The 17,605-nt window shown below is 60.8% G+C and carries 22 protein-coding genes; 12 read left to right on the top strand and 10 right to left on the bottom strand.

Annotation, left to right across the window (positions count from 1 at the left end; all coding sequences use genetic code 11):
• The first annotated feature begins 2 nt into the window (after positions 1-2).
• On the top strand, positions 3-1,073 hold the full coding sequence (locus QWI75_RS15800) for a cytochrome d ubiquinol oxidase subunit II (protein WP_289269547.1): 1,071 nt from the start codon (positions 3-5) through the stop codon (positions 1,071-1,073).
• 121 nt (positions 1,074-1,194) lie between these two features.
• On the opposite strand, the gene QWI75_RS15805 is transcribed toward QWI75_RS15800, so the two are convergent.
• The 5 genes from QWI75_RS15805 to QWI75_RS15825 form a co-directional block, all read right to left on the bottom strand.
• Positions 1,195-1,884, bottom strand: a complete 690-nt coding sequence (locus tag QWI75_RS15805; protein WP_289269548.1) for a S16 family serine protease — start codon at positions 1,882-1,884, stop codon at positions 1,195-1,197.
• 165 nt (positions 1,885-2,049) lie between these two features.
• Positions 2,050-2,580: an FKBP-type peptidyl-prolyl cis-trans isomerase gene (locus QWI75_RS15810; protein WP_289269549.1), complete on the bottom strand. Its 531-nt coding sequence runs from the start codon at positions 2,578-2,580 to the stop codon at positions 2,050-2,052.
• Positions 2,581-2,845: 265 nt separating this feature from the next.
• Positions 2,846-3,124, bottom strand: a complete 279-nt coding sequence (rbp, locus tag QWI75_RS15815) for an RNA-binding regulator (protein WP_289269550.1) — start codon at positions 3,122-3,124, stop codon at positions 2,846-2,848.
• A 272-nt stretch (positions 3,125-3,396) separates the two neighbouring features.
• Complete coding sequence (locus QWI75_RS15820; RefSeq protein WP_289269551.1) at positions 3,397-4,152, bottom strand: hypothetical protein; 756 nt, start codon at positions 4,150-4,152, stop codon at positions 3,397-3,399.
• Positions 4,153-4,318: 166 nt separating this feature from the next.
• Positions 4,319-4,582, bottom strand: a complete 264-nt coding sequence (locus QWI75_RS15825) for a hypothetical protein (RefSeq protein WP_289269552.1) — start codon at positions 4,580-4,582, stop codon at positions 4,319-4,321.
• 168 nt (positions 4,583-4,750) lie between these two features.
• On the opposite strand from QWI75_RS15825, the gene QWI75_RS15830 reads away from it, so the two are divergent.
• Positions 4,751-6,346 (top strand): M20/M25/M40 family metallo-hydrolase, encoded by a 1,596-nt coding sequence (locus QWI75_RS15830; RefSeq protein ID WP_289269553.1) that lies wholly within the window; start codon positions 4,751-4,753, stop codon positions 6,344-6,346.
• A 104-nt stretch (positions 6,347-6,450) separates the two neighbouring features.
• On the opposite strand, the gene QWI75_RS15835 is transcribed toward QWI75_RS15830, so the two are convergent.
• Together QWI75_RS15835 and QWI75_RS15840 are read right to left on the bottom strand one after the other, a co-directional pair.
• On the bottom strand, positions 6,451-7,098 hold the full coding sequence (locus QWI75_RS15835; protein ID WP_289269554.1) for a MarR family winged helix-turn-helix transcriptional regulator: 648 nt from the start codon (positions 7,096-7,098) through the stop codon (positions 6,451-6,453).
• Between the two features lie 10 nt (positions 7,099-7,108).
• On the bottom strand, positions 7,109-7,567 hold the full coding sequence (locus QWI75_RS15840) for a hypothetical protein (RefSeq protein WP_289269555.1): 459 nt from the start codon (positions 7,565-7,567) through the stop codon (positions 7,109-7,111).
• A gap of 130 nt (positions 7,568-7,697) precedes the next feature.
• Between QWI75_RS15840 and QWI75_RS15845 the strand changes: the two genes are divergently transcribed.
• From QWI75_RS15845 to QWI75_RS15890, 10 genes are all read left to right on the top strand, one after another.
• Positions 7,698-9,266 (top strand): TolC family protein, encoded by a 1,569-nt coding sequence (locus QWI75_RS15845; RefSeq protein ID WP_289269556.1) that lies wholly within the window; start codon positions 7,698-7,700, stop codon positions 9,264-9,266.
• A 31-nt stretch (positions 9,267-9,297) separates the two neighbouring features.
• Positions 9,298-10,041 (top strand): hypothetical protein, encoded by a 744-nt coding sequence (locus QWI75_RS15850; protein WP_289269557.1) that lies wholly within the window; start codon positions 9,298-9,300, stop codon positions 10,039-10,041.
• On the top strand, positions 10,038-11,054 hold the full coding sequence (locus tag QWI75_RS15855; RefSeq protein WP_289269558.1) for a ribonuclease Z: 1,017 nt from the start codon (positions 10,038-10,040) through the stop codon (positions 11,052-11,054). The genes QWI75_RS15850 and QWI75_RS15855 overlap by 4 nt, the downstream gene beginning before the upstream one ends.
• Before the next feature lie 211 nt (positions 11,055-11,265).
• A complete protein-coding gene (locus QWI75_RS15860) occupies positions 11,266-11,604 on the top strand; it encodes a DUF3147 domain-containing protein (RefSeq protein ID WP_289269559.1) in 339 nt (112 codons plus the stop codon).
• Between the two features lie 82 nt (positions 11,605-11,686).
• Positions 11,687-11,968 (top strand): type II toxin-antitoxin system Phd/YefM family antitoxin, encoded by a 282-nt coding sequence (locus tag QWI75_RS15865; protein WP_289269560.1) that lies wholly within the window; start codon positions 11,687-11,689, stop codon positions 11,966-11,968.
• Positions 11,958-12,332: a type II toxin-antitoxin system RelE/ParE family toxin gene (locus QWI75_RS15870; protein ID WP_289269561.1), complete on the top strand. Its 375-nt coding sequence runs from the start codon at positions 11,958-11,960 to the stop codon at positions 12,330-12,332. The genes QWI75_RS15865 and QWI75_RS15870 overlap by 11 nt, the downstream gene beginning before the upstream one ends.
• A 178-nt stretch (positions 12,333-12,510) precedes the next feature.
• Complete coding sequence (locus QWI75_RS15875; RefSeq protein WP_289269562.1) at positions 12,511-12,777, top strand: type II toxin-antitoxin system Phd/YefM family antitoxin; 267 nt, start codon at positions 12,511-12,513, stop codon at positions 12,775-12,777.
• Entirely contained in the window at positions 12,774-13,028 is a 255-nt protein-coding gene (locus QWI75_RS15880; RefSeq protein WP_289269564.1) for a type II toxin-antitoxin system RelE family toxin, read from the top strand. Before QWI75_RS15875 ends, QWI75_RS15880 begins: the two co-directional genes overlap by 4 nt.
• Positions 13,029-13,292: 264 nt before the next feature.
• Entirely contained in the window at positions 13,293-13,583 is a 291-nt protein-coding gene (locus QWI75_RS15885) for a DUF4258 domain-containing protein (RefSeq protein WP_289269565.1), read from the top strand.
• Complete coding sequence (locus QWI75_RS15890) at positions 13,580-13,861, top strand: CopG family antitoxin (RefSeq protein WP_289269567.1); 282 nt, start codon at positions 13,580-13,582, stop codon at positions 13,859-13,861. Before QWI75_RS15885 ends, QWI75_RS15890 begins: the two co-directional genes overlap by 4 nt.
• A 335-nt stretch (positions 13,862-14,196) precedes the next feature.
• Here the strand turns inward: QWI75_RS15890 and QWI75_RS15895 are convergent, their stop codons facing one another.
• The 3 genes from QWI75_RS15895 to QWI75_RS15905 all read right to left on the bottom strand — a co-directional run bounded on the left by QWI75_RS15895 (position 14,197) and on the right by QWI75_RS15905 (position 17,489).
• Entirely contained in the window at positions 14,197-15,198 is a 1,002-nt protein-coding gene (locus QWI75_RS15895) for a formylglycine-generating enzyme family protein (protein ID WP_289269569.1), read from the bottom strand.
• Positions 15,131-16,903 carry an nSTAND1 domain-containing NTPase gene (locus QWI75_RS15900; protein ID WP_289269571.1) on the bottom strand — a complete coding sequence of 591 codons (1,773 nt, stop codon included), beginning with the start codon at positions 16,901-16,903 and terminating at the stop codon, positions 15,131-15,133. The genes QWI75_RS15895 and QWI75_RS15900 overlap by 68 nt, the downstream gene beginning before the upstream one ends.
• A gap of 241 nt (positions 16,904-17,144) precedes the next feature.
• Complete coding sequence (locus tag QWI75_RS15905; RefSeq protein WP_289269572.1) at positions 17,145-17,489, bottom strand: c-type cytochrome; 345 nt, start codon at positions 17,487-17,489, stop codon at positions 17,145-17,147.
• Positions 17,490-17,605: the final 116 nt, after the last annotated feature.

Here is a 17,605-nt window from a genome sequence, read left to right on the forward strand (position 1 = left end):
TCATGACGATGATCGACCTTGAACTGCTCCTGTCTGGAGCGTTGCTGATTGCGCTGACACTCTACGTGCTGACCGGGGGCGCGGACTTCGGCGCGGGTGTCTGGAGCCTGTTTGCCGCCGGCCCACGGGCGAAGGAACAGCGGCGGGTGATCGACCGGGCCATCGCGCCCATCTGGGAGGCCAACCATGTCTGGCTGATTCTCGTCGTGACGGTCCTGTTCACGGCCTTTCCCGCGGCCTTCGCGGTGATCTCCACGAGACTGCACATTCCGCTGACGCTGTTGCTGCTCGGCATCGTGCTGCGCGGCTCAGCCTTCGTGTTTCGCACCCATGATCCGGATTCCGATCCCTACCGGATAGAGCGAAACAGTGTCATGCGATTCTGGCAATGGCTGTTCGGTCTCTCCAGCATCCTGAGTCCGATCATGCTGGGTATCGTGATCGGCGCGATTTCTTCCGGCCGGCTCGACCGGGAGGCTGTCGGATTTACGGAGGGCTTCGTGCGACCCTGGCTTGCGCCCTGGCCCTTGGCGGTCGGCGGGCTCTCGCTGGCGCTCGTCACATTTCTTGCTGCGGTCTATTTGACCGTTGAGGCTACCGATCAGGACTTGAAACGTGTCTTTCGCGTGAAAGCGGCGGTCTCATGGGGAGCGACGATCCTGTTCGGCGTCATCGCCCTGGCCTTGGCCCGCCGGGAGGCGCCTGCCATCTACCAGGGCCTCGTTCATACCGGACTGGGTCTTGTGCTGATCGGCTTCACGGCTCTGGCGGCAATTGCGAGCCTCGTCGCCGTCCGGACCGGCCGCGACCGGACGGCTCGCCTCGCCGCCGCGGCTGTGGCGATCGGCATCCTCTGGGGATGGGCTTCGGCCCAATACCCTTACATCGTGGCGCCCTCGCTGACCCTCTTCGATTCCGCCCCTCCCGGCACGATGGGCCTGCTCCTCGCCAGCCTGTTTCTGGGGGCCCTGCTGCTCTTCCCTTCCCTCTACATCCTGTACCGGCTGTTCAAAGGCAGCCACATTCGGGACAGCCCCCATCCTGATCAAGCTACGGATCAAACCACGCAGTGACTGAGAATGGGCCGCACGGAATCGGTCAAGATTCAGACCAGATCTGTATGCGCCCTGAACGGGAACGGGTTTGACCTGCCTGGATGAGCACAGAGGATAGGAGGGGAAGGAAGCGTAACGCTCAGCGTGAAGGAGACGAGTCTTCCAGCGACCTGCCAGTCAAGGCTTCATAGGCATCAGACACGGACCGCACCGGCGAAACCTGCATCAAGAACGGGGTTTGCCAATCGGCGTCGGACACGTCGGTTTCATCCGGCACCAAGACTCGGCGGAGATGTTTTTCTCCCGCCGCCTTGACCTTGAGCGGGACTTGGCCGACAGAGCCGATGTGGCCGTCCTCGGTGACCGTCCCGGTCATGACGGCATCCCGCGGGATCTCATCTCCCTTGGCCAACGCCGCAACCGCAATTCCCGCCATGGCGGAAAGGCTGTCGCCGTAGACCACGACTCCGGGATCAATGACGGCAAAGGAGACCGACCAAGAGTCCGTATCGAGATGCGCTTGCCTGGCCACCCGATCGATCGCGGTCAGCACCGCCCCTTGGGCATAGGGCGAGAACTGTCCCGGCGCGTTGCGAAACGTCACCATGATCCCCTGTCGATCCTGGCGTCGCTCGAGCCCGACTGCCACCTCCCCCACGGCGCCGACCAGTTCATTGCGCTGGTTGACGGTCGTCCCCAGGATGCGAATGGATTGTACGCGGCGCCAGACGACATCTTCCCCTTTCGCCCACGCCCAATCCGGAAGCGACGCCCACAAGCCCGAGAGAAGCAGGAGCCAGACGCCGGCGTAGTTCAGCCTCTTGTCCATCCCGATAGCCTCATGATCCGAACGGTGCATGCTGTACGCTCTGTGCTCGACTACCTATAGTTAGCATACCGCCCTTCGTCGCGTGACAGGGGTGACGCGGCGATTTCCGGACAGCCGAGTGACCTGGCGCAGGATGCCGGAGCGTTCCCCTTCCTGCCGCAGCGGTCACTTTGTCGGGTGATCGGCTTGGCCGGCCTCCGTCTTTTCCACGTTGAGGACCTTCACATCGAAGGTCAGGTTCTTGCCGGCCAGGGGGTGATTCAAATCCAGCAAGGCCTGCGCATCCTCGATCTTCAGCACCGTGACCAGTTGCCCGTCCGGAGACTGCAACAGGTCTCCCACCTTCAGACCGTCCGGCAACTTGGCTTTTTCCACGGAGACGCGCTTCTTCATGTCATAGGCGCCGTATCCATCAACGGCTGCTACCTCGACATGCTTGCTCTGTCCCTTTTTCATCCCCGCCAGCGCCCGCTCCAACCCCGGCACGATCTGACCGGCCCCGTGGACATAGGAGAACGGCGCCTTGCCAACATTGGTGTCGGCCACGGTCTTATCCGGCAACGTCAGGGTATATTCCAACGTCACGGTCATCCCTTCTCCAATCACCGGGTCTTGCACGACGGCCGTGGCGGCTTCGCCTCCGCACAATCCTACCCCCAGCATGAACAACGCCAAACCCAGCATGCGAGCCTTCATCGCAACTCCTTCGGCGATGTGCGTCATCGCCCGACTTCACAGACGATCTAACGGACCGACGGGAACAGAAACCGGTTCCAGGAAGAGAACAGCGGTGAGGCGGACAGCAACCAGCCGGGGCTGGGGCGCCTGACAGAGGAACCGGTGAGGAGCCCCCTGCCGGCATCAGCCGTCCCGGATGGCATCTGTCCCCTCAAAGTGACCTGGCGGGATCGCGATGCGCGGCCCCGCCAGTGAAGATGCTTCGTGTGCGAGACCGAAGAGATTAGTGGGAGCCGCGACCGCCGGAGCGAGGTTCCTGCGGCCTGGCTTCATTCACCGTCAGGGTCCGACCGCCAAACTGCGTCCCGTTCAGCGCCGTGATCGCGTTCTTCGCCTCGTCATCCGTCGCCATCTCGACGAATCCGAACCCGCGCGATTGGCCGGTGAACTTATCGGTGATGATCCGCGCGGACGTGACGTTGCCGTGCTGGGCAAACAGATCGTTCAATTGCTGATCAGTGGTCGAATAGGGCAACCCGCCGACATAGACTTTGGAACCCATTGGGGTCCACCTCCTTCAAGAAAACCCAATGTTGTCTTGGACTCGAGAATGGCACACTGGCAGGAAGGAGCGGCCCGAAGGCGCAAGTAGAACCGCGACTTGGTCGGACTTCCGAGCTGATTCCCGGCAAAACAACATCTACTTCAGGCCCTGCGGCTTCACACTCTGCTCGGTGGCCTCTTCTGAGCAGAGCGACTTCATGCTAGCTCAGGCCACAAGGAATTGCAAGCAAGCGCCGATGCCGGCTTTCGGCCCTAATCGCCCGCCCACGGTCAATAGGGGGCCGGGTCCGACAAGGGACGCTGGGAAAACAACGGAGCCGCGTGAAAATTATCAAACCGGATATCCGCGGTTCCCCGGACGGCCAGACCGACCTGCCCCAAGCCAAAGGCCTGGTCCCGCACGCTCAGCACCACCTTACGGTCGAACGAGATCTCGAAGAAGTCTTGGCTGACGATTGTATTGCGCTGAACGCGGAGCGTATGCCAGGCGGCAGGCTTGGCCTTGAGCTGCGTATGCCCGATCCGGCTCTCCTGCCCGTCAAAGACCTTGATGACTTCCAGCGTCATGCTGCGCAAATCCACCAGGGCGGCGAAAAAATTCCGGGAATCCTGCCACCCGAATACCATCCCTCCAATCGAGCGACCTTCCGGCGGCCCTCCTTGCAAGCGCACCGAAATGTCGGGGTATTCGTAGATCAATCCCTCGACCACCAGCATGTGCAGACATTGACCGTTGCACCCGTCGGTGACCGTCAGGACGTTGGGCAGGGACAGGGCGTCTTTGCCGGATTGGACGGCCCACTGCGCCGGTTTGTCGCCATCCCTCGCGTGGACAGCGAACCCTGCCGGGGTCTTACCTGGGATATCGGTATCGAAACTCCATTGGCGAAACAGGTCGGCCTGGGTCTGTTGCTTCAGCCGCTCCTCCTTTTGCTGTGTTGTCTCATAGTCCACCGCCGGGGCGAGGCCCGGGGTCCCCCAGAGCAGCACAGAGAGTATCCCAGCCAACATCTTCAACGGCCGCATGCGGCTCGAAAACCTACAATACAATGGCGTAAATGGCGTATATGTCCTCAGCATAATCGTCGTGACCTCATAAAAAGACGGCGAACGGTCTTCTCCCTCTCATTATCATTACATGGTCCGGCTGTTCATGCGCCCTCGTCCTTTCCCTGCGGCTCTCAAACGGGAGTCATTGAGAAGAAGCCGGGGACGACGGAGACCTCCGTTTGAGTTGCACAATCTCCTGGAGCCGGCGGTCCCGTTCCTGGCGAATCCGCTGCCGGCGCTTCCAACGGTCCAGGGTCCACCATCGAATCTTCTCGGGAAATGTGACGACGGGGGGCGGAAGGTTGCCGACCGGAGCCTGCTGAAAATCGTACCCCTTCACCTTGTCGCGGTTTCGAAAGAACCGCTCATACAGATGATCGTACAGGCCCTTGTTGGAATCGGCCATAATAGCCACGCTCCGCACCACCGCCACCACTGGAGACTTGGCCAGGACTATAGCCTTCTTGCATCCACGACGGCAAGATGGCGGTCTGCCATTTACACATTGTATCCTCCGGATCGACATGGCAGCCGTTCAACAACCGTGATAGGCTTCAGGGCTGAATCGATCCCTATGACACATCATCAACAGAGGTTTTTCTCCTGGTTCCTGTCGGCTTGCCTCTGGCTTTCACCGGCAGCGGGACTTGTCCCGGCGGCGTCCGCGCAGGAGGCTCGCGATGCGGCCCCGTTGCGTCAAGCCCTGAACCGGATAGATCCGGAACGCCTGATGGCGGACGTGCGGCGCCTCAGCAGCGAGGAGTTCCAGGGCCGCCAAACCGGCACGCCCGAAGACCTCAGTTCGGCCTGGTGGGTGGCGGAGCGCTGGCGCACCCTTGGACTGTTGCCCCTCGTCCCAGCACCGCTCCGAGCCGGAACGCCTCCGGAGGGGACTCCGGTACAAGACCAAGCGCTCGACCAATCGTTCGCGTCCCTGGTTCAGCCCTGGATGATGGGAACAAAAGCGCCGGTCTTCAGCCTGCCTGCTCCCCCGACCTTGCAAGTCATCGCAGGCAATCTGGTCACCACGGCCGTCGCCGGCCCCGACTATCTCCCGATGTTGGACTCGCCGTCCGTAGATCTTCAGGCGCCGGTTTCCTTCGTGGGATATGGAATTTCCGATCCGGCGCAGGGCTATGAAGAGTATCAGGGCTTGGACGTGAAGGGACATGTCGTCGTCTTTCTGCGTGGCAAGCCCACCTGGTATGAGCGGGCGGTTTCGCATGCGGACAAGATCCGCACGGCGCAATCCAAGGGCGCCGTCGGCTCCCTCACGGTCACCGGACCGGTCATGAGCCCCTACGAAGCCAGGCGAGGCGTCGGCACCAACCCGCTGGCCTATTACGGCAGTCAAGACCTCACGAAGGAGCAGACCTTGCCGGGAGCCTGGGCCAGTCCCGCCCTGGTGGAATCAATCCTCCATGGGACCGGCCGAGAGCAGCCATTTTCCTTGCAGAACGTGCAGGAGCAGATCCAACAGAAGAGGCTGCCGCAGAGCCGCCAGGCGGACGCGCAACTCCGCCTGCGTTGGGAGAGCACGACCGGCACCGGCACGCTCTGCAATGTCGTCGGGATCATCGAAGGCAAGGCCCCAAGCCTGCGTCATGAAGCGATCGTGATCGGCGCACATCGCGATCACTTCGGCCGGCAAGGCGGGCTCCTGTTTCCCGGCGCGGACGATAACGCCTCCGGCACGGCCGTCATCCTGGAGGTCGCCAGACTGTTCATGGAATCGGGCGCCAAACCGGCTCGATCTCTCGTGTTTGTCTCCTTCAGCGGGGAAGAGCAGGGCCTGTGGGGGTCCAAACTCTATGTCGAGCGGCCGCCCCGTCCGCTGGCTCAGACCAAGGTCATGATCAACATCGACCATGCGGGCATCGGGAACGGACGCCTCACCGTCGGGGTGACGGGTCTGGACAAGTCGGTCGCGGCTCGGGCGGGGGAGCAGGCCGAGCTGGCCGACAAGCTGGACCTCTTTGGGTTTTTCCCAGGCGGCGACCATGTGCCGTTCAAGGAAGCGGGAGTGCCGACCGTCACCGTGGTCAGCGGCGGCCCCCATCCGCACTTTCATCAACCCGGCGACCGGATCGAGACGATCAATCCAGAGGTGTTGCTGTCCGCGACCCGCTATGTGCTGGCGCTGGCATGGAGCCTGGCAAACCAGCCGTGACCGGCATTCACGGCTGGCTCCCAACACACCGCCCGGGAAATGGCGAAACAAGGTGAACAGCGAAGGGATCGGACCGGAAGCAATGAGGGAGGGAGAACAGCGGGCTAAGAGCCGGTCTTCAGCCACGCCGACCAGTTGGCCTGCTGAGCTTCGTCGGGAGCCGCCTGGTGCTCGGAGCAGTCGACGCGCAAAAGGTGATCGCCGAACGCCGCATCGACATATTCGCAATGGTGCGGATTGACCTCATCCTGATGTGCATGAGGACGGAAATACCGGCAGGTGACGCACATGCGGGCGGTGGAGATCTCGCCTTGATCCTGAAGCGACCGGATCACCTTGATCGTCGCCTTGAGGAGACTGACCTGCTCGGCCTGTGACAGGTCTTGCGTGGCGGCCAGGAGATAGGGCCATTCGGACAGACGCGCGGCTTCGCGCTTGCCCTTGGCCGTCAACTCGATGTTGAAGACGCGGTGGTCATCTTTCGACTGAACCCGCTTGATCATCCCCTTGCGCATGAGCACCCGCAGCATCTCGGAGACGGTCGGCATCGTCACCGCCAGATCCTGCGCAATCAGCGAAACCGGGGTGTCGTGGCCGACCCGTTTCAACAGGAGCCGCAATGTCTGGGCCTGCAACGGCGGCAGCCATTGATTGCCGCCCTCCCGCCACGCGCGGCTCTTGATCGCGAGCGCGATCTTGGCCAATCCGTTCGCGATGCGATTCTGCAACGGCTCGTGATTCACCTCGGCCATGACGTCCTCTCTACGGAAAATCTTCGATATCGAGCACGGTCGATTGCACCGGCGGCGGGGGCACCACCGATCGCGGCGGCGGAGGCAACACCACCGGCGCGCCGACCTGATTGGCTCCCTGGATCAGCCCGATTGACAGTTGGGGGCCGAGCAATCCTTGGGCGCCGGACCAGGCCTGTCCGCCGGGAGTTCTGAAGTTAAAGGTTTGGAACGATCCAAAATTGTAGATGTAGCCTTGAGTCCCGGACCCGTCCAAATAGAGGTTTCCGGGTCCGACAAGACTGAACAAGGGCCCGACGCCGCCGTCGAACGAGCGGACCCCGGACACGCTGCTGCCTCCCGAGGGTGCAGCTTGGGCCCAGACCTCGGTGGTGACCGGCGCGCTCAGGAGCAAGGTCGCGGCACACAGGACCCACCGAAGCGCCCAGCGAGTCGTGCCGTGAGCCGATCGTTTTTGTGTCAGTCTCATCGTACTGATCGGTCGGTCCATAACGTCTTCTGTATCATACACGAGATACTCAGTGACAGCCAATCATCCGTTGGATAGTATACGTGCTGTCCTTTTCCTACCACGCTTTTCTCTCACCAAGGAGTCGGTCATGCAAGAGGGTCTTATTCGCTTCCGCGTTGGGGCACTGTTGACGGCGGGGTTGGTTGCGTTCGGGCTGGTTGAGCCATTCCCCAGCCACACAGCCGAGCCGCCTCCGGCCGCGGCACCGAAGGAACAGCGGGAACCGATCAAGCTGGAGGACGCCGTCTTCCGAGCCCTGAAGAACAACCTCGACATCACGATCAGTCGCCAAACCAAAGAGAGTCGGCTGGCGGACATCATCATCGAACAGGCCAAGTTCGATCCGACGCTGAGCTTGAACGGCACCTACACCCGCACGGTCAATCCCTTGAATCGACCGGTGTTCGGCGGCACGCAAGGTCAGTTGACCGATATTCAGACGTTCGACCAGCGCAACCATGCCGTGACGCTCGATGTGACCTCCAACCTGATGACGGGCGGCAATATCGATTTGAACTACAGCCCGCAACGCACCAACGTCAACGCGGACGTGGCCTCGGGCTTCCTGTTCAATCCCTCCTATACGGGCGGGCTGGCGCTGACCTTCACCCAACCCTTGCTGCGCAATGCGGGCATCGAGCTGAATCAGACCTTTATCAAGGTGGCGCAGAACAATGCCAAGGTCGAGGAACACGTCTTCCGCGACCGGGTGCTGGGGGTCCTGGCTTCCGTGGAACAATCCTATTGGGAAGTCGTCTTCTCGATCGAGAACCTGAAAGTCGCGCAGGCGGCCCTCAAGGCCGCGGAGGAACTGCTCGCGTCCAACCGGGCCAAGGCCAAAGCCGGCGTCATGTCGGTCGTGGATGTGTTGCAAGCGGAAGCGGCGGTGGCTTCGCGCGTCGAACAGGTCCTGGTGGCGGACAAGTCGATCCTCGACCAGGGCGACCAGTTGCGGCGGCTGATGAACCCGTCCGAGGACCTGTTGCGGCAGGAAGTCCGGCTGATTCCGGTCGATCAGCCGAAACACTCGCTGGAGCCCTTGAGCGCCCAGGAGGCGATCGACGTGGCGCTGGAACGGCGGCCGGAAATCCTCCAGGCTTCAAAGAACGTGGAGACCAGCGAGTTGAACGTCAAGTTCGCCAAGAACCAACTGTTGCCCACCCTCTCGTTTCAAGGCACCACCGGTCTCGCGGGGCTCGGCGCCGATTATCCGGACAGCGTGAAGCGCAATTTCGGCGGCGACTATTACAACTACGGCGCCGGCCTGGTCCTGAGCTATCCACTGGGCAACCGGTCCGCCTGGAGCACCTATAATAAGCGACAACTGGAGCAACGCAACGCCGAGACCTCGCTGCAGAGCGTACGGCAACAGATCATCCTCGCCGTCCGCGAAGCCATCCGCCGCGTGCAGACGGACTTCAAACGCATCGAAACCACTCGCTCAGCGCGGATCATGGCGGAGAAGCAGTTGCAGGCCGAGCAGGAGCGGCTGAAGGTCGGGCTCAGCACCACGCGGTTTGTGTTGGATTTCCAACGCGACCTGGCCACGGCGCAGGGGAATGAGTTGCGGGCGATCGTCGATTACAACAAGTCGCTCTCGAATCTGAACCGGCAAAAGGCCACTGCGCTCGACCTCTACAAGATTGAGTTGGACTAGCGCCGGCCGGACGAGCGATGCGATCCGATCAATGCCCGCCCCTGGAGCAAGAGGATCGCGCTCGACACAGGCTGAAGAGGACGGCGGCTCGGAGCGGGCGGCGGCCCTGTCGCTGCCTCCCCTGCTCGCCACCTTCGCCTTCTATCTGCTGCCCCGCTCGTATCAATCGTCCGTTGTCGTTCAATTCCTGCCGCAAATTCTCGCCTATCTCTGCCTGGCCGCGTGGGTGACGTTGAACCGACATCCCATCGAACGGTTGGGGTTGAGCCGGAACCGATGTGTCGATGGGTTAAGACTGGGTGCCGCCGTCGGTTTGTCCCTCGGCGTCATCAACAGCTTGGTGATCATCTGGCTGGTCCCACGACTCGGCAAGGACATCGGGTTCCTGCGAGACACACCACATGCCACTCTCCCATTGCTCGTCATGGTCCCCTGGTTCATCAGCGGGATCGCGCTGCTCGTGGAAGTGAACTATCGTGGATTTCTGCTGGGCCGGCTCCACTATCTATTGACGGCCTGGTGCTCTTCCCAAGGCCGAGAGGTGGCCCTGCTCCTGGCGTTGTCGCTGTCGGCCTTGGCATTTGCCTTCGATCCCTTCATGGTGGCAACCTTTCAATACCTGCATTGGATCGCGGTGTGGGACGGCCTCATCTGGGGGGCCATCTGGTTGCGGCGCCGCAACCTCTACGCCACGATCACCGCCCATGCAGTCGAGGTGATGATCCTATATCTCTCCGTTCGCTGGTGGCTTGACCACCGGCCCGGCATGCCATGAGGCCATCGTTTTCCTGTTGTTTGGTCAACGACACCTTCGGCGATCCCGGCCTATATGTGGATATCGCCTGGGCCAGGCGCGCCCTCCTGTTCGACCTCGGCCAGAACTTCTCGCTCGGGCCGACCCGGTTGTTGCGGGCTCAGGACATTTTCATCTCGCACACGCACATGGATCACTTCATCGGCTTCGACCAGGTGCTGCGGGTGGCCCTGGGGCGCGGCAAGACCCTGCGACTGTACGGTCCTCCCGGTCTTTCCGCCAACGTGGACGGCAAGCTGCGCGGCTATACCTGGAACCTGGTGGACGGCTATCCCCTGACGATCGAGGTCCGCGAGTTCGACAAGGGCCGGATGCAGGTGACGACGTTTCATGCCGCCGAAGCGTTCACGATGCGGCGCGCTCACGCGCAGCCGACGACCACGGCGGCCGATGATGGCGCCTTTCCCGTGTTGGAAGATCCCATGTTCACCGTCAAGGCCGTGGCCTTGAACCATCGGATCCCTTCCTTCGCCTATGCCCTCGAAGAGCAGTTCCACGTCAACATTCTGAGGGAACGACTGCATGCGGCAGGGCTCCCGGTCGGCTCCTGGCTCAAGGACGTGAAACAGTACCTCTGGCAGGGAAAGCCGGATGAATTCCGCTTCACCGCCACGCTCTATTTCGAGCATCGCCGAGAGGAGCGGGAATTCGTGCTCGGCGAGGTCCGCGAGCGGTTCGTCCAGATCACTCGCGGCCAGAAGATCGCCTACGTCGTGGACGCCCGCTATGACGAGGAGAACGAGGCCAAGATCGTCGCGCTGGTCCGAGGCGCGGACCTGTTCTATTGCGAGGCGCCTTATCTTGATGCCGATGCGGACAAGGCGCGGGACCGGTATCATCTGACGGCGCGACAGGCCGGACTGATGGCGCGAAAGGCGCAGGTGTTGAAACTGGTGGTCTTTCACTTTTCGCCGCGCTACACGGGGCAGGGGGGATTGATCGAGCGAGAGGCGATGGATGCGTTTGCTGGATGAGACAGACTTCGATGTGGCAAGGACGCGCGCTCAACGCCTCCAAATCGACCCATTTCGTCGCGTTGGGGCGGGTCCCTCGGAAATTCCTTCGCAGACTCAGTCAGTTTCCGCCTCCCGCCCGAACGCGCCTGAGTGGGTCCTCGATTCTCCGGCGCAATCGGCTTGCATCCTCGCCACATCGCATCTGGATCAGACGGACAAGGAGGGTTGAATGAGTGAGTTCGCGAAGTATGCGCTGTATTTTCTGATCGGCGGGCTGGTCGTAAGCGTATCGAGCTACCTGGGGGCCAAGGGAGAGGGATTTCTGGCCGCCTTTGCGAGCACGTTTCCCGCCATCACCGGCGTGACCTTCATGCTGATTCAGATGAACGGCGGGACCGATTCGACCCTGATCTACGCCAAGCACCTCCTGTGGTTCGTGCCCCCCTGGCTGGCCTACGTCGGCTTCATGATCTTCGGCCTCAACCGGTTCGGCTTCTGGCCGACCATGGCCGGCTCGCTCACGGTCTACATGTGCTGCGTGGGGCTATTGCGGCTGGCGCTGAAATAGCACTCGGCTGTGCGGATCATGATTTGACAGAATCCTGTACAGTATTTAGACTGCACCTGACAGGGTACAAGGGGAGCCACTCATGGCCATCACATCCAAAGACATCATCTCGTTGAGCCATGCCAGAGCGAAGCTGACGGAGCTTTGCGAGGAAGTTCGCGCCAAGGGCAGCGAAAAGATCATCACCAAAAACGGGGGCAGTTGCGCCGCACTCATCGATGCGGAGCGCCTCGACTACTACCACCGCTTGGAGCGCGAGCACATCCATGTCGGGTTGCTGCAGGAAGCCATCAAGGGCCTGACCGACCTGAAAGCCAAGAAGAGGCTCAGCCTGGCCCAACTCAAGTCGCGGCATGGCCGGTAAACGTCCGGTCTTCGCCGAAAACTTCTCCGCGAACCTCACCGCCATCGAAGTCTTTCTCGGTCCCGACGGCCGCCGACGTTTCACGCGCCTGTTGGACCGGTTGTTCGACGACATCATTCCGACTCTCTGCCGTTTCCCTCGATCGGGTTGCTCCTTTCTGGAACGGACGGTGCAATCCACCAAGGCCGAGACACTCGTAAAAGATCTGCGCCGGATGCTTCGACCGGGCGACGACCTGCGGGAATACGTCATGGACGACTATCTGATCCTGTACCTCGTCCGCCGCAACGAGGTGATCTTCCTCTCGATCAAACACCATCGGCAACTCTCATTCGATCTCGCGCAATTCTGGCTGGAGGAATAGCCGGCTCAACAAATGGCGTCAGCTTCTGGCCGACCAAGATAGAATCGCTCACCGTATACATGGGCTGCGTGCGATTATTGTGGTCGGCGCTGCGATGAATGCGCACGGGGTTTATGAGCACACGAATCTTGCGACGGTGACCTTAATTCTGTACACTGGCATTCGGATAGGAGGCACCATGAGCCGTACCATTTCTCTCAAGGAAGCCCGGGCGAAGTTTTCCATGTTGGTGGAAAAAGCCGATCGCTTATCCGAGCGCTTTGTCGTCACCAAGAACGGCCTGCCGAAAGCCGTCGTCATGGGTGCAGATGAATTCGAGAGTTGGGTAGAAACCTTGGAGTTACTGTCCAATCCAAAGGCCGTCAAAGCGCTGGAGCGAGGACTCAAGCAAGCCAAGGCTGGCAAGCTTCGTTCGTTTGAGCGAGTCTTTGGTGAGCCTCAGTGAGGGAGGTTCGGCTGACGCCGCAGGCCGTCAAGGACTTGACCGTATTTGATGAGTTGACCCGCCAGAGAATCAAGAACGCCCTCCGCCATCTTGCGCAACACCCCCTCGACGGCAAGCCACTCAAAGGCAAGTTCCAGAAAGATAAGGTCTGGTCCTACCGTGTCTGGCCATACCGCATTCTGTACCGGAGGGAAGGATCGGAATGGTTGGACGTCCTGTCGCTCGAGCACCGGAAAGACGTCTATCGTTAGGTCCGCGTGCGGAAGCGATCTGGCAGCGTCGGGGCCGTCGGATTGCCGACCAGCCCCGATCGCCTCACCCCAGGCCCTCTCTTCGGCGTTCCCGCCCCGGCAGGAGGCCGGGCAGCGGGCTCATGGACACCCGCTGCCTCAGCCGGCCGGTCCGTAGACCGGCCGGCTCCGGGCCGGCACCATACCAATGCACCGTGCGGGCGGACTCACTGTGGGCGAACTTACTGTTGACAACAGGCACACATCGTCATAGCCTACCGCAATATGATGGAGGAATCGGATTATGCCTTCGACCCGGACGAGAACGCCTGGCTCATCCGAGAACGAGGAATCAGCTTCGAACAGATCATCGCGCTGATCGAAGGCGGCAATCTCGTTCGGGTGCTGGAACACCACGACCGCGAGCGCTATCCCAACCAGCTTCTCTATGAGGTCGATATTGAGGGATATATCTACGTCGTCCCGGTCGTCAGAGCACACCGGACACTGTTTCTAAAGACGATCTATCCCAGCCGAAAAGCCACCAGAAACCGTGCCAAAGGAAGCACACCATGAAGAAGAAAACTGTGCTGGATGAAGACGAGGAAAAGCTGATCGCTGATTACGAGCGTGGCGCCTTCAGACCGGTCAAGAATCAGGACAGGGCCAGAAAAGAAGCCATGGAAGCCGCCCGCCGTTACATGCGCAAGGATGCCCGGATCAATATCCGATTATCGACCGCTGACCTTGAAATGCTGAAGCGGCGAGCCGCCGAGGAAGGCCTGCCCTATCAAAGTCTGATAGCCAGCATTCTTCATAAATACGTAAGCCGCTCTGCGCCACACACGAACTAACCAGACCCGGATAGCCGGCTGCGGAAACCCTGACCGGTGTGCTTCGACTGGCCTGTCCTGAGTCGATCGAAGGGCTCATGCTGCGACTGCCTCATGCTTCGACTGGCTCAGCATGAACGAATGCTCGAGACCGCATTTCGATTCGCTCGCCCAGGGTAAGACCCCGGGATCGGGGAAATTTGTCGAGCTGCGGAATCAGCCAGCTGAGCAGCTCATGGCAGGATTGCACGGCCTGCGGAACGGTGGCAGCCATGATTCCCTCACCCCACCCCTCTCCCGATCAAAAATCGGGCGAGGAAGAATTTCGGAAGGGTAAAGGGTCAAAGAGCAAAGGGTTACGGAATGTCCTGAGCAAGACGGAAGCCCGCATCGATGTTCACGAGATGGCGGTCGCCCTTACCCCGATTCGAGACACGCAAGTCCCAGGGACCGTAGCTCCAGGAGCCGCCCCGTACCACGCGCCTGTCGCAATTCCCATCGTTCGCTTCTAACCAGGCCGACCCATCCCTCGGTGCCCCTCTGTAATCGTCGTGCACACAATCTTTGACCCACTCCCACACGTTCCCGCTCATGTCATACAGTCCAAGTCCATTGGGCTTCTTACTGCCAACTTCCTCTGTGCGATTTGCTTTGCGGTACACAGCATAGTCCTTCAACTGGCGCTCATCGGATGTGCCTGCCCAAATTTCATCTTTTCCTCCACTTCGCGCCGCGTATTCCCATTCGGATTCCGTCGGCAACCGATAGCGCTTGCCAGTCGCTTCGGATAACCATTGAGCATAGGCTTGCGCATCTTCCCAAGATACGTTGATGACCGGACGAGACCTACGTCCCCAATCCATATCACTGGGCAACGTCCGACCCGTGGCTAAGGCGAACCGGTCATATTCGGCAAAGGTAACTTCATACTTGCCCAAGGCAAACGGTTTGAGCGTAACCTCCTGCACGGGTTGCTCGTTTGACCCTCCTGTACCGTATAAGTCACCTCGCCGAAAGACGCCACCTGGCACAATTACCATCTCTGGCTCGGTTTGGATGCTGACAAAGAAGGATTGAACTTTCAGGATGGCCTGATCGACGTTATACTTCTTCTCCCAGAGCCAGGTAGCTATCCAGAGCCCCACGAGGAGGATCAGCAGCGCCAGGCTGAAATACCTTTGTCGTCGCCTCGCTCGCTCGGCCACTTGCCGCGCATCCTCTGCTGCCTTCTGCGCTTGTTCGGCCGCGGCGGCTCGCGCGCGTTCGGCTTCTTCACGTTTGGCCGCTTCCTCAGCGAGGCGCCGCCTGTGCCAGCTCGTGCTCGGCCCGTTGCCGCTCTGCCCGCGCCGCCCGCTCACGAGCCTCGGCACTCTGCCTGATGTACTCTTTTTCCTCATCCGTGAGAATGTCCGCTTTCTGAGAGAGCCAGCGTTGCGCCTCCACCAGCAACGCACCTCGGAGCAGGGCGCCGTCGTCTTGTGTATTTTGCTGCCATTCGTTCACGCGCCCTCTCAACCGTTCCCGCCACAGCAGAAACTCACGATCCTCATTCAGCCATCCTTGCAACCGGTGCCACTGGCGGATCAGCGCTTCGTGACTGACTTCGACGGTCTCTTCTCCGGCCACCGCGCGATTCGTGACGAGCAGTCGCTCGTCCGCGAGTTTTTTGACGACATCCATGGCGGCCGAGCCGATTTCTGAGAGCGCCGCTCTGCGGCGGGTATCGTCACCGGTCTCGCCCGCTCGGACCACGTGAAGGAAGACGCGTTTGACCGCTTCTTGTTCCGGGGGCGTGAGCTTGGCAAAGACCGCTTCGGCCTTTTTCGCCACGGCGCCTTGCAATCCGCCCATGGCTTCATAGGCCTGGTGCGACAGCTCCGGCCCTTGGCGGTCCTCCCACAAGCGTTTGAGCACGAATTCGAGCAGGGGCAGATGGCCCGGCTCATCACCAACGTCGTCCAGGATCCGCGTCACAAAACCGGCGGCAAAGGACAGTTCGACGCGTCGGGCCGGGGACGTGATGGCCTGCTCCAATTCGGCTCGCGTCATCGGTCCCACATTGACCTGCGCGCCCTGCAGTCGGTCGGAGAGCGGGCGATAGGAGAGCGCCTTTCCGACAAAGTCCCCGCGGATTGTGAGAATCGCGGTCCATGAGCCTCTCTCGCTGGCATCGAGTATTTCATCGATGAACCGGCGGCGTTGGTGATCATCCTTCGCGACCGTATAGAGTTCCTCGGCTTGATCGATGACGAGCAACAACCGATTCGTTCCCGATTGTTTTTCCAAAATGCGCAGGCCGACGTCGTGCAGGCTGACTGCTTTCTTCGCGAAGGCGTCCGCGAGCTTGTTGATCTTCAACAAGCGATCTGTTTCATCCATCGTTTCCGGCTCAAGGAGCGGCGATACCGCCCGCGCAAGGGCCTTCAGCGGTTCATCGCCAGGAAACAGTGTCGCGACTTCCCAGGTCGTGTCTTTCTCCTGCCGTAGCTGCGGGACCAAGCCGGCTCTCACGACCGACGACTTGCCGGAGCCCGATGCCCCGACTACGGCGATGAATCGATGCTGACGGATGGCCTCATAAAGATCCCGGATTGCGGCGTTCCGCCCAAAAAAGAACGGCGCATCCTCTTCCCGAAAGTAGAGCAGGCCGCGGTAAGGGCAGAGGGTCGCACGGGTGACTCTGATGCGTTCGGCAAGGTCCGGCCCAGGCGCTTCACCTCGGATAGCTCCGGCAAGCAGCGAAAGCAGAAGCGGATCATCCGTTCCCTGACGCAAATCGACCCAGGTATTCTGGCCAAGGAAGCCCAGTACCGGATCCGAGCCCGGCAGCAACACGGGCATGACAGGAAAGTCCGCTTTGCGCCCCTGCCGATCCAGCGCAAAGTTTGATTCCCGCTGCTGCCATGGCCCCATCTCACCGGGACCAATGCACACGGCGACCGCACGGCACGAAGCCAGTGTCTGTTCCAGCGCCTGCGGCCACGGTCGACCGGGCACGAGATACCAGCGATCGAGGAATGGCTTGAGGTTCCTGATCGCGGAGTGATCGCGCGATGCGCTCAACTGGCTCCCGATCGCGCCAGTGGTAACTCAGGAACACATCGAAGTGATCAGGAGACATTGGTCTCTCACAACTTGAACGACTGAATGTGGTCACCAAGTCACTCCGCAGACAGTACCTACGGAGCATCGCCCGAATGGCGTGGATTGTACGCTTTCAGCAGATTAAGGCAAGGTGGCTGGAATGATGAAGCCCCAGAAGTGAGCCAAAAAATGGTCCGCTTTTCGACTGAAATGGATCAGGCTAGCGCAGCGAATTCAGATAGGCGATGAGGTCGGAGATTTCGCGGTCGGAGAGGTGGCGCGTGCCGGTCATGGTCGAACCGCCGATGCCGTCCTTGATCGCGCGGTAGAGTTCCAGGTCGGTTCTGATCCGGAGTGCGAACCAATCACGCAGGTTCGGCGGCACGCGGCGCGGAGAAGGTCCGGCAAAGGGCGTGATGATGGGCGGGATATAGCCCGGCGCGACACCGAACAATATCTCTTGCCTCACATCCGTAAACATGTCGGCATCCCGACCGTGGCAGGTGTTGCAGGCCCCCTTGCCGTTGAACAGGGCCCGCCCTTCGGCGACCGGATCTCTGGACAAGGGAATCATTGGCAGCGCCAGCACCTGCTGGACCGGTTCAGGCTGCGGGGATTCGGGCTGTGACGATTCTGCTGCTCTTGGCTCACTCGACGGCTTAATCGATTCTGTCGACTTCG

The organism is Nitrospira tepida (assembly GCF_947241125.1).
GTDB lineage: Bacteria > Nitrospirota > Nitrospiria > Nitrospirales > Nitrospiraceae > Nitrospira_G > Nitrospira_G tepida.